Raw genomic sequence first — 15,385 nt, forward strand, 5'->3', positions numbered from 1 at the left:
TCTTCCACCCTATCATAAAAAAGAGACTGCCGTCCAGCAAGGAAGCGGCAGTAGGTATCAATAAATTGTTGATAGATTATACCAGTCGGGGACAAACCGCCAGCAGCTCCTGGAACAGGGTGTCTTCCGCCCGGTTTTGGGGGCACACAAAGAACACCTGCCAAGGGGCGGTTTCCCGGAGAGGGATCTGTCGGAGAGGAGCTTCTACAGGATGGATGGCCGCATCGATGCCGATGCCCCGACCCTCCCTGCAGAACTGGTAAATCAGGCTGCTTTCCATGGTCTTCACCGCAAAATGAGGCGTAAAGCCAAAATCCCCGCACCGCTCCGCCACATTGTGATAAATGGAAAAATGTTCGTTGAGGCACAAGAGGGGCTCCCCTTTCAAGTCTTCCAGGGACAGGCTGTCCCGGCCATAGAGAGGATGCCCTGGGTACACCACTGCTCCCACCGGCGCCCGGAACAGTTCTCGGCGAAAGAACCCCTCCGGAGCCTGCGTCCCCACGCAGAACCCGCAGGACAGGGTCCCTTCTTGGAGCAGCCGCAGGATATTTTCATTGAAATCCTCCACCCATTCCAGCCGGAATTCCGGATGCTGGGCAGCCGCCTCCTGGAGCTTCCCTATGGAAATCACATGGAGGACCCCGCAGGCGAAGCCCATCCGCAGTCCCTGCTGCTGTCGCTTCATTTCCTGGATCCCCAACTGGAGCCGGAGCAGCTGGGCGGAGAAAGAACGGCTGTGTTCATAGAAATAGTCTCCCTCTCGGGTAGGCTCCATCCCTTTGGGAGTGCGGACAAAAAGCTTGGCCTGGAGCTCCCCTTCCAGCACACCGATGATCCGGCTCACCCCCTGGGGCGTCAGGAACAGCACCTTGGCCGCCTGATGGATGCTTTTCTTTTCATAAACCTGCTGGAAACAGCGGATGGCCCTGGTATCCATGCTTCTTCCCTCCTTGGGGAGGATTGTAACACGGGAGGAGTAGGGTGTCAACGGATGGAGGATAGAGAAGGCTAAGCGATTCAGTAGCTAGGCGGTTGGGTGAATTGAGTCTCTTTACTAGGTTTCCCCAATCCCCATTGACAAACTGTACTTTATACGGTATCATTTAAAGCGCATTGATTTCATCGAGAGTAACGGAGGGACTGGCCCAATGAAGTTACGGCAACCATCAGCGGCGCAGCCGGCTGAACGGTGCTAAGTCCACCAGGCAGTGCCTGAAAGATGAAGATGAGTAAGCCCAACTGATTCCTCTTCACATCAGATGAAGAGGTTTTTTTATTTCTACGGAGGTGAACCCCCATGATAGAACTGCAGCATATCGAAAAGATCTATCATACAGCTTCAGGGGACCTACACGCCCTGAAGGATATCAACCTGACCATCAATGAAGGCGAGATCTTCGGGATCATCGGCCTTTCCGGGGCCGGCAAAAGCACCCTGGTCCGCTGCATCAACATGCTGGAAAAGCCCACCAGCGGCAAAGTGATCGTGGACGGCCAGGAAATGACCGCCCTGGGAGAAGAACAGCTGCGGAAAGCCCGGCAGAATATCGGCATGATCTTCCAGCATTTCAATCTGCTCTCCAGCCGCACGGTCTACGGCAACATCGCTTTCCCCCTGGAAATCCAAGGCATGGACAAGGCTTCCATCCAAAAGAAGGTGGCCCCCCTGCTGGAACTGGTCGGGCTCAGTGACCGGGCCGACCACTACCCCAGCCAGCTTTCCGGCGGGCAGAAACAGCGGGTAGGCATTGCCCGTGCCCTGGCCAGCGATCCCAAAGTGCTCCTGTGCGACGAAGCCACTTCTGCCCTGGATCCCCAGACCACGGAAAGCATCCTCTCCCTGCTCCGGGACATCAACAAACGGCTCCACATCACCATCGTCATGATCACCCACCAGATGAACGTGGTGAAGGAAATCTGCGACCGAGTGGCCGTCATCGAAAACGGAGAGATCATCGAACAGGGCTCCATGGTGGATATCTTCACCAATCCCCAGAAGGCTACCACCAAGGAATTCGTAGCCAGCATCCAGCACAATGACCTGCCGGATTTCGTCAAGAAGTTGGACATCCACAAGGAATACCGGCCTGGGGACAAGGCCCTGGTGAGCCTGAGCTTCATCGGGGACAGTGCGGGAGAACCCATCGTCTCTGTGCTGATCAAACAATACGATACCAATGTGAACATCCTCACGGCCAATATCGAGACCCTGCAGGATACCCCCTTCGGGACCCTGCTCATTGAAGTGGAAGGTGACGAGGCCCATCTGAAAAAGGCCCTGGATTACCTCCATGAAAGAAAAGTAAAAGATGAGGTGATCGGTTATGTCTCCTAATATGATCCATCTGCTGATCAAGGCCCTGGGGGAAACCCTTTACATGGTGGCCCTGTCCGCTGCCATTGCATCCCTCTTCGGCATCCCCCTAGGGGTGATCCTGACCATTACCGGGAAAGGGCACATCAAGGAAAACGCTGCCCTCCACAAAACCCTGGGCTCCATTGTGAATGCCCTCCGTTCCGTGCCTTTCATCATCCTCATGGTTGCCATCATCCCCCTGACCCGGCTGATCGTCGGTTCTTCCATCGGGACCACCGCTGCCATCGTCCCGTTGACCATTTCTTGTACCCCGTTCATTTCCCGGATCATCGAATCCTCCCTCCTGGAAGTGGATCCAGGGGTCATCGAGGCAGCCCAGAGCATGGGAGCCAGTCCCATGCAGATCATCTGGAAAGTGCTGCTGCCGGAAGCCATGCATTCCATCGTGCTGGGCATCACCCTGGCAGTGATCAGCCTGATCGGTTCCAGTGCCATGGCCGGAGCATTGGGCGGCGGCGGCCTGGGAGACCTGGCCATCCGGTACGGCTATCAGCGGTTCCAGGCGGACACCATGGTGGCCACGGTCATCGTGCTGATTGTCCTGGTCCAGGTGGTCCAGACCATCGGGAATCGGATCTCGGCTAAATTGAATAAGACGAAAATCAAATAGGATAGGGGCTGTTGCACAGAACGTACAACGGCCCCTTTCTTTCATGTATAATAGTATTTGCAGGATTCCTAAACTGCCCTGCACTCTGCTTAAAATTTTTTAATCACGGATCTTTCTTTTATTTCTCTTCAGATTCCTGCCTGGTTACAATAGACGAATGCCGGTTGGCTGAAGATTTTTTGCTGTTCCATTTCCCGATACTCCAGGAACTGGCCGACTGCGCCGGAGAGCATCCTCCAATTCCGGTAATCCTGCCAGCTGCTGCCCTGTCGGGGATCCTGTTGGGGATCAAACACCTTTTGGCTGGCGATCATCCCTGCCAGCGAAACTCCTGCGTTCAAAGGATCTTTCCAATAGGAAGCCAGCTGCTGTCCCAACTGTTGTTCATTTCCCCAGGAAGGAGACTGGAGCAGGGAGGAATGGGGATCCAGCCGCTGGAGATAAGCAGCTGGCGGCAGCGGATGCTTGAATTTGGACAAAAAGGCCGTTCCTATCCTCCTGGCAAAGGGGTCTTCATCCGGGTCGCCCTTATACAGGGGTTCAGCCAGGTACAGGCTGTCCAGATAAAAGGGATCCATACTGCCCTTCTGGGTTCCTGCGACCTTGGCATATCGGCTGCTTACCACGACCACATCGTACCACCCAGCGGGGCTATCGAATTCCATATCCGGATCCATGCCATTGGGCAGTGCCACATGATGCTCTTTGTCCATAAAAGAATGCTTCCCCCCGGATACACTGAGAGGATGATCCTCGGGGATTTCCATGTCTACTTCCGGATCCCTCTGAAAATCTGCCAGATACCAGGCAATCCCATGCCCCTTCAGGCCTCGGTTGTGAGACGGGTACTCCTGGTAGCGAAAAAGACGGATTGGGTGCGGGGTACCATTGAAGATCCTCATGTGGTTCAGAAGATTACTGTTTTCCATATTTATCCACTCCTTTATTATTGCTGCCTCCACTATACACGGCCGGATCCTTCCAGACAAAGGTAAAATAGCCATTTTCCTTATTTTTTCCTGAGGTGAACATCATGACTATGAGACAGACAAGGAAAGACGTTATCGACCTTCCTGATCCAGATAAGAACATCATGACCATCCAATCTGCAATCAACGAATGCTGGCTGCCTTTGGAAGATTTGATGAAAAAATTCTGCGGCCCAGTTGTCCATCCCTGGCTGTACACCGGTTTCACGGAATATCCAGCATATGAGAATCTTGGCAAACAGCGGAAGGCTCGAGAAAAATATCTGCAAGATCTTTGTCTCAAAGATAAACCAAAAGGACCGGAAGAAAAGGACCATCCTGAAAATTCTTTGGATATTTTCCAGGATCCGAACGTCAAGGGATTTTTTAGGAGACATTTTATCAACAACAACAATAGCGATAGCAATACCTTAGCGAAATTCCTGTCCCCCTACCAGAACAGTTTCCAAAAGCCAAAACCCAATGACAGACATAAGCAATTATATGATGCCAACCGGCTGGCCCAGCTGTATGTGGAATATTTTTTCAGGATAAAGGCCGGTGAAATATCCACCAACCACAAAGAAGCAGCTCTTCGGTGGCATCAGGAGGACTGGTCCTTCCTGGGCAAAAGGAAATATGATTATCTCCAAATCATCCTCCAGCAGCTCTACACGTCGGAAGAAGCCCAGGAGCTCCTGGAGCTTCCCAGCCGGAAAGCTCTTGATGCCTGGATTGTAAAGGGTTCCTTCGAGGGCAGCCTTTCCCTGGTCCCTGCCGCGCCCAACGATCCCCGTCACCCCAGCTTTTATCTGTGGGAAGAAGACCTGCTGGCAGACGTGTCGCACGGGGAAGATATAAGCCCTGAACTTCGGGGCCGCTGGTACAGTCCCCTGCACCGGAAACTGTATAAAGCCATCAAATACGGATATTGGCCCCTGACGAACGCCATCCTGGATTATAAAAATACCCCATCGCCAGATACGTTGATCACCTATGATCCTGCAGAGATCCTCTACAATCGATTAAAAGTGATCATGGGAAAAGAGGGAAAGGAAAAGCTGTATACTTCCCGGCTTTACGGCCTCCAGGACCGGAAGGAGCTCGCAGCCGCCTATTATCTTCTTGCCCAGCGTGCTGAAAGGATCAAGCATGAGATAAATGACATCCGAGAGAAAGAAAGAATAAACCTGAATGCAGATGTCCGTTACAAGGAATGTGTTTCTCAGCTGCTCAGTCCGGCCATCGACTTGGCGGAATTAGAGAAAGATGGCTTGGATGGTACTGACTGCAGAGGATTATTGGAGGATCAATGGATCGATCCTGCTGATGCCGGGGATCCCTTTCTGGACGCCCTGGAGCAGGCACAGGATCTGACCGAAAAGATGCAAAGGATCATCCGGCTGAAGTTGGAACTCAACCGGATGATCCGCGAACCCGAGAACAGATATGAAATTTACGCAGCGTTAGGGGGAATCAACTACAACTTCCGCCCCAGACCGACATCTGAGGAAGGAAGCAAGTATGGAATTGGACCACGGACGGTGGAGCTCAGCTTCTTGCCCAGTATCGTTCCCAGAGGATTTGCCTTCCTGGGTCCAGTCCGTATCCCCTTCTGTGCTGATACAGAGGACCTGGGAAATGCAGGAACTGCTCCCAAAATCATTGCACAGCCAGGGGAAACTCAGCCTCTTGCCCAGGTTCCATCCCAGACGATGCGCCGGTAGCTCTCCCGATCCGTAGCGCCTTCAGTGCTGATGCACAGGACCCGGGAATCTTTGTCCAGGCCCAGCTCCTCTCTCAGGGGTTCCTGCTCTTTGTTCCGGTACAGTTCACAGACAAAGCCGCTGGTCACCGCTCCGCTTTCTCCGGAAATCACCCTGGGGTCCCCGGGGACCGGCGCGCCCAGGATCCGCATGCCTTGGGCCGCCACCCAATCAGGGACAGAAGCAAAATGCTCGGCATGAGCTGCCAGTTCCCCCCAGCCCAAGGTACAGGGTTCCCCGCAGGCCAATCCGGCCATAATGGTGTCCAATGCCCCAGTCACAGTGTGGAGCTTCCCATCCCCGGCAGCAGCAGTACGGAAGATGCAGTCCGCCCGATTGGGTTCCACAATGGTGATCACGGGCTTCTGGCTGCCGTAATAATCGGCGAAGAATCCGGTGAGTGCCCCACTCATGGCCCCCACTCCCGCCTGGAGGAAAATGTGGGTGGGAGGCTGGGATAGAGCCTCTGCCGCTTCCAGGGCCAGGGTGGTGTACCCTTCCATGATCCACCCGGGAATGGTTTCGTATCCTTCCCAAGCCGTATCCTGGACCAATACTCCGCCAGTTTCTTCCGCCACCCGAGCAGCATGGCGCACCGTATCATCATAATTGAATTCCGTGATACAGGCATCGCTGCCCAAAGCCCGGATGTTCTCCAGCCTTTCCCGGGAACTTCCTTTGGGCATGAATACCCGGCTCTTCACTCCCAGGCAGTGAGCGGTCCAAGCAATGCCCCGGCCGTGGTTCCCGTCGGTGGCCGTCACAAAACACAGGTCTTTGATCTTTGCATGGACTGCAGGATCTTGGAGCAGGGCAAAGGTCATTTCTGTTATGGGGATCCCCAGTTTCTCTCCCAGGACTTGGGCCACGCAGAAACTGCCTCCCAGTCCCTTGAAGGCATTGAGGCCGAACCGGAAGCTTTCATCTTTCACATAGAACGCCTCCAGCCCCAAGTGTTTTGCCAATCCCTTCAAATCCACCAGGGGCGTGGGCGCATATCCTGGGATAGTCCGATGGAAGTTCCGGGCCGTTTCTGCTGCCTGTCGGGTAAAAAGCCCGTCCCATTGACATTTCCCGCTGGGTTTCCGGGTCACGATCTTGATTTCGTTCTCCATCGTCATGCTCCCTTCTTATGCTGCTAGCCGGAGTCTTACCAGCTCGGCCCAAAATTCTGCTCCCGTTGCCAATACATCATCATTGAAGTCATAGATATTCTGATGAAGAGAGACATTTCCGCTTTTCTCTTTTCCGGTTCCCAGAAGCAGGAAACAGCCAGGCACATGTTTCAGGAAAGCGGCAAAGTCTTCCGACGCCATCCATGGCTCACAGTCTCCAAAAGTACGGTTTTCTCCCACCACCGCCTGGGCAGCCCGCACCGCATATTGGACGCATCCGGCGTCATTGACCGTGGGGAAAAACTCATGGGTGTAGGCAAAGCTGCACTGGGCGTGGTTCATCCGACAGATTCCCTCCACAATATCCCGCATCCGATTTTCCACCAGCTGCTGGTCTTCCGGCGTGGTAGTCCGGGCATCTCCCCGTACCGTCACGGTGGTGGGGATGGCATTGTGAGCCCCATCTGTCTCGATTTCCGTGCAGGAGACCACCACTGGACGCATGGGCGGCGCATTCCGACTGACGATGGTCTGAAGTGCCAGATAAATTTCTGCAAAAGAGGCCAGTGGGTCATTTCCTTCGTGGGGAGAAGAAGCATGGCCCCCTTTTCCAGTAATGGTGAAGGAAAAATCATCTTCGCTGGCAGCCATGCCCCCCACCCGGGTGGAAAGGGTCCCGGCCGGCAGGAAAGGCGCATTGTGGAGGCCATAGATTTCATCCATGGGGAACCGTTCGAACAGCCCGTCATCGATCATGGCCTGGGCACCCCGGCCCGGTTCTTCTGCCGGCTGAAAGATAAAGCGGACCGTGCCATTGAAATTTTTCCGATCCGCCAGCAGTTTGGCCGCTCCCAACAGCATCACCGTATGGCCGTCATGACCGCAGCCATGCATTTTCCCCGGACACAGGGAGATATGGTCATGGCAGCTCCGTTCTGTGATATCCAGGGCATCCATATCCGCCCGGATGCCGATACAGCCTCCGCCATTCCCGCACCGGAGAGTGCCTACCACTCCGGTCCTGCCGATGCCTTCTTCGACCTGGATCCCCCAGGCCCGCATCTGTTCTGCAGTCAGCTGGGGAGCCGTTTTCTCCTCAAAGGCTGTTTCCGGATGCTGATGGAGATAATGACGCCAAGCCGTCAGCTGTTCTTTGAAATCCATTTCAATCCCATCCTTTCTTTGTCAGTCAAGATCTTCTTCATCCACTTGATGGGTAAAATCCCACACCGGCCGAGCGCCAGCTTCTTTTTTGGCACTCCATTGTCCGGCATAGTCTTTCAGGGCCAAGACCACATATCTGGAAAGTCTCAGCAATGCAATCACATTGAAGAATACCATGAAGGCGCTGGCAAAATCCACCAGATCCCACACCATAGGAACTGGAGCCACCGCACCAGCGATGATGATGGCGCAGCACAGCACCCGATAGATCGTGACAGCTTGGGGCTTCTTCACCAGGATCATCAAATTCACTTCTCCATAATAAATATCTGCCAGCAGAGTGGTGAAACCGAACAAGAACATAGCTAGGAACACAACCCACCGGCCTATGCTTCCCAGATTGCTTTCAAAGGCCAGCTGGGTCAGCGCAATTCCCGTTTCCCCCGTACCCAGCTGATTGGAAAGCAGGATACAGAAAGCTGTACAGCTGCAGATGATGATGGTTGTAATGAAAGTCCCCAACATGGCGGCAAAGCCTTGGTTCACTGGATGGGGAACTACAGCTGTAGCATGCATGGTAGGTGCTGTGCCGTTGCCTGCATCATTGGAAAACAATCCCCGGGCCACTCCGTACCGAAAAGCCTGCTGCACTGAATAGCCCGCCACACCTCCTGCAGCTGCCTGGCCGGAAAAGGCCCCTGTGAAAATCTGGCGGAGCATTTCCGGAAGCATGGAAGCATGGACCACCATCACCCAGATGGCCATAAGCAGGTATCCCAGAGCCATAAAGGGCACGATGTAGGATGCCACTTCTGACAGCCGCTTGATGCCTCCGAAGATGACCAAGGCTACTAGGATCAGCAGCAGGATGCCGGCTGCCAGAGGAGAGACCGGTGCCACCCCTGTAAGAGCTACAGAAATAGAATTGCTCTGGATCATGCAGTAGAAGAACCCGATGCCCACCAAAATGCTGATAGAATACAGGATGGACAATGCCTTGCTGTGAAGCCCCTTTTCCATATAATAAGCCGGTCCGCCCCGATAGGTCCCATCTGGATTCTTTACCCGGAACAGCTGGGCCAGCACCGCTTCCGCAAAGCTGATGGGCATTCCCAGCACGGCCGTCACCCACATCCAGAAGATAGCTCCCGGACCGCCGGAAGCCAGGGCTGTGGCCACACCCACCAGGGATCCGGTCCCTACCTGTCCTCCCACAGCGGCACACAGAGCTCCGAATCCCGACACACTTCCCTCGGCCTTTTCATTGCCTTTCATGCTGCAGGCCAGATTGCCAAACAGCCGGGTGAAGTAGCGGAATTGGGGAAAATGCAGCCGCAGCGTGAAAAACACCCCTGTCAGGAGCAGGATGCCCGCTACCAGCCAGCCCCAGAATACGTTGTTCATTGTGCGGATGATTTCCATAAAGTATTCTCCCCTTTCTTATGCCCCGATCATTTCCCGCACCACATCCAAGAACACATTGGCCCCGTTGATGCAGGCCTGGTCCGGGGTGTATTCGGCCGGATTGTGGCTGATGCCTTTGACGCTGGGTACAAAGATCATGGCGGTGGGACAGATCCGAGCCATCATCTGGGCGTCCTGACCGGCTCCGGACACCATCCGGCGGCATTTCAAGTTCCGGGCAGCAGCGGCTTTTTCCACTTTCTGACAAATTCCTTCATCAAAGGACACTGGATCGAAACAGGTCATCCGTTTGGCGGTGATTTCCACGCCCTCTTCCTGGGCCAGCTGTTCCAGATAGGCAGCCAGGATCTCTTCATCTCCATCCAATCTGGCCTTGTCCGGATTCCGCAGGTCGATGGTGAATTTCGCCTCACTGGGGATCACGTTCACCGCATTGGGCTGGTAGGCCATGGTGCCGATGGTGCACACCCCGCCAGATTTTTCCACCATCTGCCGACAGAACACATTGACTTTGGCCGCAGCCAGGCCCGCATCGTGGCGGAGCCGTGTGGGCGTAGTCCCTGCATGGTTGGCTGCTCCTTTGATGGTCACTTGCTGCCAGTGGATGCCCTGGAGATTTTCTACAGCTCCGATATCGTACCCTTCCACATCCATGATGGGGCCCTGTTCGATGTGGAGTTCCAGAAAGGCAAAAGGCTTCAGGAACCCGGGTTCCACGGTGCCCCCATATCCGATCCGCTTCAGTTCTTCCCCCAGGATGGTCCCATCCGTGCCTACAGAAGCCAGGGCTTCTTCGCAGGAAAGTCCCCCTGCGTACACCAGGCTGCCCATCATATCGGGCGAATACCGGACCCCTTCTTCGTTGGTGAACACTCCCACTACAAGAGGATGCTTGGGACGGACCCCTTGTTCCTGGAGGGTTTGGCACAGTTCGATGCCAGCCAGCACCCCCAGACAGCCGTCATACTGACCGGCATTGATCACCGTATCGATGTGGGACCCCACCATCATGGGGGTTTCTCCCTTGTTTTCCGGCGTTTCCCAGATGCCGAAGATATTCCCGATCCGGTCCACCACTACCTGGAGACCAGCTTCCTCCATCCATGCTGCTACCTGATCCCGGCCCTGCCGATTGGTATCACTGGCCGCCAGCCGGATCCGCCTGCCATCCTCTCCAATGCCGATTTTTCCCAAAGTATTGATATGTTCCATCAGACGCTTTCCATTGATTTCCATACTGTATACCTCCTTGGACTCCCTTTCTTGATGGTTTCATTATAAGAAATCCCTAGAAGGGATTCTATGCGAATCCTGATGAAAAATATCACTAAATTGCGTTTTTTGAAAAATCTGTTATACTGGAACCAAATCCATCTTCTTCAGACGAAAGGAGTTTTTCCATGCAGGTCACCAACATCCCAGTGGATGCCAGAAACCGGGAATCCACCCGCCACGGGACCCATGGATTTCCCATGGCTGTCTACAATTCCATCCTAAGCCGCAATGTACTGGGTTATACCCGGCTCCACTGGCATGAAGAACTGCAGTTCTGTGCCGTAGTCCAGGGTACTGTGACCTTTTCCGTCAACGAAGCCAGCTGGCAGCTTGAGACCGGAGACGGCATCTTCATCAACAGCGGTTATCTCCACATGGCCCGCCCCCTGGGAAATCCGGATGCCGGCTACATTTGCTTGGATATCCATCCCCGGCTGCTCTGCGGATTCCCCGGCTCCGTACTGGAACAAGACTATGTGCTTCCGGCCCTCTCAGATCCTGTACTGACTGCCCGGCCTCTATATCAAAGGGTCCCTTGGCAGGCGGATGTTCTCCAGAAGATCCGTGAAATCTACCAGGAAAGTGAAACAAAAAGACCGGGCTGGGAACTTTTTGCCACAGCCCGGCTCTATGAAATTTTCGCTGCCGTCCTCTGCCACCAGCCATCGGACGAGTTCCAGACACGGAAATGGTCCCGGGCCAATACCGTGGCCCAGCGGATCCTCAGCTACCTGACAGCCCATTATGGGGAAAAAATCACCCTGGCTCAAATAGCCGCTTATGCCTCCTATACGGAAAGCGAATGCTGCCGCATCTTCAAACGGTTCACGGGCGAATCCATCTTTGCCTATCTCCGGGAACTGCGCTTGGAACAGAGCGTCCGACTGCTGGATTCCACCGACCAGTCCATCAGTGAAATTGGAGAAAACTGTGGGTTCCGCTCCCCCAGTTACTACATAGAAGCCTTCCGTCAGCAGTTCCACTGTACGCCCTTCCAGTACAGGAAGAAAAAGCGGACTTGACTCTTCACTCTTCACTACTCTTCTCTGCTTCCGCCTCCTGCTCTGGACAGGTGATGTCGATGAGGAGTTCGATCATGTGGTGGAGGAGCCACACTTCCTCGGTATTGGCGGCTTTATAGTACATTTCTTTCCCGGCCCGGCGGCTGATGATGAGGCCGTTTTCCCGGAGGATCTTCAAATGATGGGACAGAGCTGGACTGCTCATGTGCATCAGTGCCGACAGGTTGATGACGCATTCTTCCATATGACACAAAAACCAGAACAGTTTGATCCGATTGGCATCCGCCAGGCTGCTGAACAGCCCAGACACCGCAGAAAAGTTGGCGTTTTCCGGCAGATCTTTCAAGATATAATTGATATTTTCTCCATGATTGTGGGGCAGCTGATTCTCAGCCATAACAATCCCTCCAATAGTCGTTGTTGTTTTTATTATACCACAAAAGGGGATGCCGCTTACGCAGCATCCCCTTTATAGTGAGTCGCAAAGCGGCTCACGCATCCGACCGTGCAAATCCGTTCTTCATCCCGTTGCTGGCAGCGTAGAGCACCTGACCCAGGACTTTTTGGGTCTCTTCTTTAGCCATAGCGGCCATTTTTTCGTTCCTTGCTTCCAAGTACAGACTCGGATTTTCCCCAGTTTCTCCCCGGTCCCCTTCCTTCAGCAGGGCATGAGCCCGGGCAGCTACCTTGTTCTGGTACCGTTCGATCAAATTGGCGCAGGCACCGAAATGGGCATCGGCCAAGGCTCCGATGAGTCGGTTAGCCCAATAGAACTGATTGGAATCCGGTTCTTCTCCTGTAACCGCCAGATATTCCGGAGTTTTGTCCACATTGGTATAAAATGGCACAAAGGCATTGAACACGTTGCACCCTTCGGCGATCCATTCCACCGCCCGCCGGTCTTCCGGCAGATCCGGCCGCAGTTGGGTGAGGGCCAGGAAATTGGTCCGGTTGATACCGATAGGCCGGTATTTCCCCCCCCCCGTAGGCTCCCATCTCCCTTGTGGCCGTAGGGATCATAAGGAGTCCCCTGGTAGTGGCTGCTGAGGATATATTTCACATCTTCCACCGTCACCTTCCGGTCCGGTTCTACAGACCAAGGCAAGTCGTCATCTTCTGGGTGGAAAGGGACTTCCGGGCCTTCCCACTGGATGCTGAAGGGAATCAGGCACCGGAGCATGTACCAGGCCCGAGGCGTATTGTAGGTATGGTCCGCATCATCGTGGCTGCCAAAGGCGGACCGGCAGTCAAAAGCCGTATCTTCCGCCACCGGTCCTTCCCTGTCTTCTGCCAGGGTCAGGTCCAGATGGTTTTCTTCAATAAAGGCTGCCAAATCCCGGGAGCACAGGTTGTCCTTCCCCGCTCCCAGGGCATCTGCCAGATCCAGGAAATCGATGCCCTGCTGGTTGGGCATCACCACCGCCTCATCATCAGGCACCCGCTTGGCGATCCAGTGATGGCCGCCGATGCTTTCCAGCCACCAGACTTCGTCCACATCCTGGAATCCGATGCCGTTCATTTCGTAGGTGCCGTACTGCTCCAGCAGGCTTCCCAGCCGCAGTACCCCCTCCCGAGCGGACCGGATGTAGGGCAGTACCAAGGTCAAAAGGTCCTCTTCTCCAATGCCTCCTGGCACCAGGGGATCGGCCCCCAGGACCCGGGGATTGGAAGTGATGGTCTCCGTTTCCGTCATGGCCACGTTGGCGGCGTTGATCCCCGCTTCCCCCCAGATCCCTTCCACAGCCTGGGCATTGGGCATGGCCGTATATCGGAGGGGATTGTCCGGCAGAGCGATCTCCACCTGGGAAATCACACTTTTATACTTCCGGGGTTGATCCTCCGGCCGGACCACGATGAATTTCTTGGAAGTGAACTTCCCGGAAGGAGAATCTTCGTTCCGGGCCATCATGGTAGATCCGTCAACGGTTGCATTCTTTCCTACTAATAAAGTGGTACAAGGCATAGTCCCATCTCCTTTCGTATACAGGAGAGGCTGCCGCATCTGCAGCAGCCTCCTTTTTTATTTTCTTTTCATTCCAGTAAACATGGTCATGGCAAAGGCGAAGACCGTGGCCCAAGCCCAGAATTTATGCTGTTTCATGGATGCATACCCCCTTGCAGGTCCTTCCCTGCCGCTTTTTCTTTATTATACCAAGCTAACCTAGGGAATGCAATCTTACAGAGTTTTACAAAGCACTGCAATAAATTACATCATTTTTACTTATGGACTGCGAAACTTTTACCTTATTTTCATATACTGATTTTGTTTCCAAATAAATCATTGTAATGACTGATAGGGAGGTAACGGAATGAACTGGAAAAAGACGATGGCGCTGGCCTTGGCTGGGGTCCTTTCCCTGGGGGTACTGGGATGCGGCGGCAGCACTGGATCCAAGAGTGCTGACAAGAAAGTGAAAATCGAATACTGGCATGTGGCTTCTGAAAGCTTCGGAGGCGCTACGGTGAAGCAACTGGTAGATGAATTCAACAAATCCCATCCGGATATCGAAGTCACCGCCAAATACAATCCGGACATGTACAAGGGCCTGACCCAGAATCTTCAGGCGGCCATGGCTTCCGGCAAGAATCCGGACGTGGTCCAGATGGGCTACAGCTATCTGAACTATGCCAATGACAACCTGAAGTACACTGATCTGAACGACCTGGCCAAACAGGACGACAAGGACAAGAACTTCCTGAAGAACAACTTCCTGCCCAACGTGCTGGCTCTGGCCCAGACCGAAGACGGCAAACAGATCGGTCTTCCCTATTCCGTTTCTGTTCCCGTACTCTACATCAACCCGGATCTGTTCAAACAAGCTGGCCTGGATCCGGACAACCCTCCCAAAACCTGGGATGAAGTGAAGAAAGCAGCGGAAACCATCAAAGCCAAGACGGGGAACGCCGGGTTCTTCATGCAGGAATATGCAGACAACTGGGCCCAGCAGGCTCTCATCGAATCCAACGGCGGAGCCATGCTGAAAAAAGAAAACGGCAAAGTCCGTGCAGCCTTCGACAGCCCGGAAGCTGCCCAAGCCTACCAGCTGCTGGCTGACATGGTAAAAGACGGCAGCGGACTCCATGCCACCAACGAAGAAGGATTCCAGGCTTATCTGTCCGGCAAGGTGGGGATGGTGTGCACCACCATCGGCAAACGGGCCAACTTTGAAAAGAGCGCCAACTTCAAGGTGGTAGCTGCTCCTTTCCCTGTGTTCCAAGGCAAACCTCGGAAAGTCCCTGCAGGGGGCAACTTCCTGATGTGCTTCTCCAAGGATCCGGCCAAACAGAAAGCCGCCTGGGAATTCATCAAATATCTGGAATCCAATGATGCCCTGACCAAATGGTCCACTGGCACCGGCTACCTGCCGCCCCGCAAAGGCATGGACAAGGAAGGTGCTTTCAAGAAAGTCATCGATTCCAACAAAAACATCCAGGCCGCCTTGTCCACCATGCCCAACTTGGTGAAATGGGCAAGCTTCCCTGGCCAGAACGGTCTCAAAGCAGAACAGCTGCTGATCGATGTCCGGGACGTGATCTTAAGCGGCAAGGAACCCGCCGCCCAGGCCCTCCAGGAAACCGCAGCAAAGGTCAACGAATTACTGTAGTTGACAGCTGACCGTTGACAAGGCTGTTGCACATGCAACAGCCTCTTTTATTAAC

Annotated in this window: 12 protein-coding genes, 1 pseudogene and 1 riboswitch; of the genes and pseudogenes, 5 read left to right on the top strand and 8 right to left on the bottom strand. The window is 54.1% G+C overall.

Features of this window, described 5'->3' with window-relative positions:
- Positions 1–76: 76 nt before the first annotated feature.
- Positions 77–940 carry a LysR family transcriptional regulator gene (locus tag BQ2657_RS09975; protein WP_075580472.1) on the bottom strand — a complete coding sequence of 288 codons (864 nt, stop codon included), beginning with the start codon at positions 938–940 and terminating at the stop codon, positions 77–79.
- A gap of 179 nt (positions 941–1,119) precedes the next feature.
- A riboswitch (SAM riboswitch) is annotated at positions 1,120–1,229 on the top strand.
- 71 nt (positions 1,230–1,300) lie between these two features.
- Here BQ2657_RS09975 and BQ2657_RS09980 point away from each other — a divergent pair.
- Together BQ2657_RS09980 and BQ2657_RS09985 are read left to right on the top strand one after the other, a co-directional pair.
- On the top strand, positions 1,301–2,338 hold the full coding sequence (locus tag BQ2657_RS09980) for a methionine ABC transporter ATP-binding protein (RefSeq protein ID WP_075580473.1): 1,038 nt from the start codon (positions 1,301–1,303) through the stop codon (positions 2,336–2,338).
- On the top strand, positions 2,328–2,990 hold the full coding sequence (locus BQ2657_RS09985) for a methionine ABC transporter permease (RefSeq protein ID WP_075580474.1): 663 nt from the start codon (positions 2,328–2,330) through the stop codon (positions 2,988–2,990). Before BQ2657_RS09980 ends, BQ2657_RS09985 begins: the two co-directional genes overlap by 11 nt.
- A gap of 128 nt (positions 2,991–3,118) precedes the next feature.
- Here BQ2657_RS09985 and BQ2657_RS09990 read toward each other — a convergent pair whose 3' ends face one another.
- Positions 3,119–3,703: a hypothetical protein gene (locus BQ2657_RS09990; RefSeq protein ID WP_143224874.1), complete on the bottom strand. Its 585-nt coding sequence runs from the start codon at positions 3,701–3,703 to the stop codon at positions 3,119–3,121.
- A 320-nt stretch (positions 3,704–4,023) separates the two neighbouring features.
- Between BQ2657_RS09990 and BQ2657_RS09995 the strand changes: the two genes are divergently transcribed.
- Positions 4,024–5,685, top strand: coding sequence for a hypothetical protein (locus BQ2657_RS09995; RefSeq protein WP_143224875.1), 1,662 nt, complete (start codon positions 4,024–4,026; stop codon positions 5,683–5,685).
- Here BQ2657_RS09995 and dpaL read toward each other — a convergent pair.
- From dpaL to BQ2657_RS10015, 4 genes are read right to left on the bottom strand one after another with little or no spacing between them, the layout of a single operon-like run.
- Positions 5,643–6,839: a diaminopropionate ammonia-lyase gene (gene dpaL / locus BQ2657_RS10000; RefSeq protein WP_075580477.1), complete on the bottom strand. Its 1,197-nt coding sequence runs from the start codon at positions 6,837–6,839 to the stop codon at positions 5,643–5,645. The genes BQ2657_RS09995 and dpaL overlap by 43 nt on opposite strands.
- A 15-nt stretch (positions 6,840–6,854) precedes the next feature.
- Entirely contained in the window at positions 6,855–8,003 is a 1,149-nt protein-coding gene (locus BQ2657_RS10005) for an amidohydrolase (protein ID WP_075580478.1), read from the bottom strand.
- 21 nt (positions 8,004–8,024) lie between these two features.
- Positions 8,025–9,425, bottom strand: coding sequence for an alanine/glycine:cation symporter family protein (locus BQ2657_RS10010; RefSeq protein ID WP_075580479.1), 1,401 nt, complete (start codon positions 9,423–9,425; stop codon positions 8,025–8,027).
- Positions 9,426–9,443: 18 nt separating this feature from the next.
- The gene (locus BQ2657_RS10015; RefSeq protein ID WP_075580480.1) at positions 9,444–10,664 is read right to left on the bottom strand and encodes a Zn-dependent hydrolase; all 1,221 of its coding nucleotides are present in this window, start codon (positions 10,662–10,664) and stop codon (positions 9,444–9,446) included.
- Positions 10,665–10,828: 164 nt separating this feature from the next.
- Here BQ2657_RS10015 and BQ2657_RS10020 point away from each other — a divergent pair, with 164 nt between their 5' ends.
- Positions 10,829–11,725, top strand: coding sequence for an AraC family transcriptional regulator (locus BQ2657_RS10020; RefSeq protein WP_075580481.1), 897 nt, complete (start codon positions 10,829–10,831; stop codon positions 11,723–11,725).
- A gap of 4 nt (positions 11,726–11,729) precedes the next feature.
- Here BQ2657_RS10020 and BQ2657_RS10025 read toward each other — a convergent pair whose 3' ends face one another.
- Together BQ2657_RS10025 and BQ2657_RS13735 are read right to left on the bottom strand one after the other, a co-directional pair.
- Entirely contained in the window at positions 11,730–12,122 is a 393-nt protein-coding gene (locus BQ2657_RS10025; protein ID WP_075580482.1) for an ArsR/SmtB family transcription factor, read from the bottom strand.
- Positions 12,123–12,216: 94 nt separating this feature from the next.
- Positions 12,217–13,688 (bottom strand): annotated as a pseudogene (locus BQ2657_RS13735) (C69 family dipeptidase).
- Positions 13,689–14,034: 346 nt separating this feature from the next.
- On the opposite strand from BQ2657_RS13735, the gene BQ2657_RS10035 reads away from it, so the two are divergent.
- On the top strand, positions 14,035–15,330 hold the full coding sequence (locus tag BQ2657_RS10035; protein WP_075580483.1) for an ABC transporter substrate-binding protein: 1,296 nt from the start codon (positions 14,035–14,037) through the stop codon (positions 15,328–15,330).
- The last annotated feature ends 55 nt before the right edge of the window (positions 15,331–15,385 follow it).

The organism is Acidaminococcus massiliensis (genome assembly GCF_900095825.1).
GTDB lineage: Bacteria > Bacillota > Negativicutes > Acidaminococcales > Acidaminococcaceae > Acidaminococcus > Acidaminococcus massiliensis.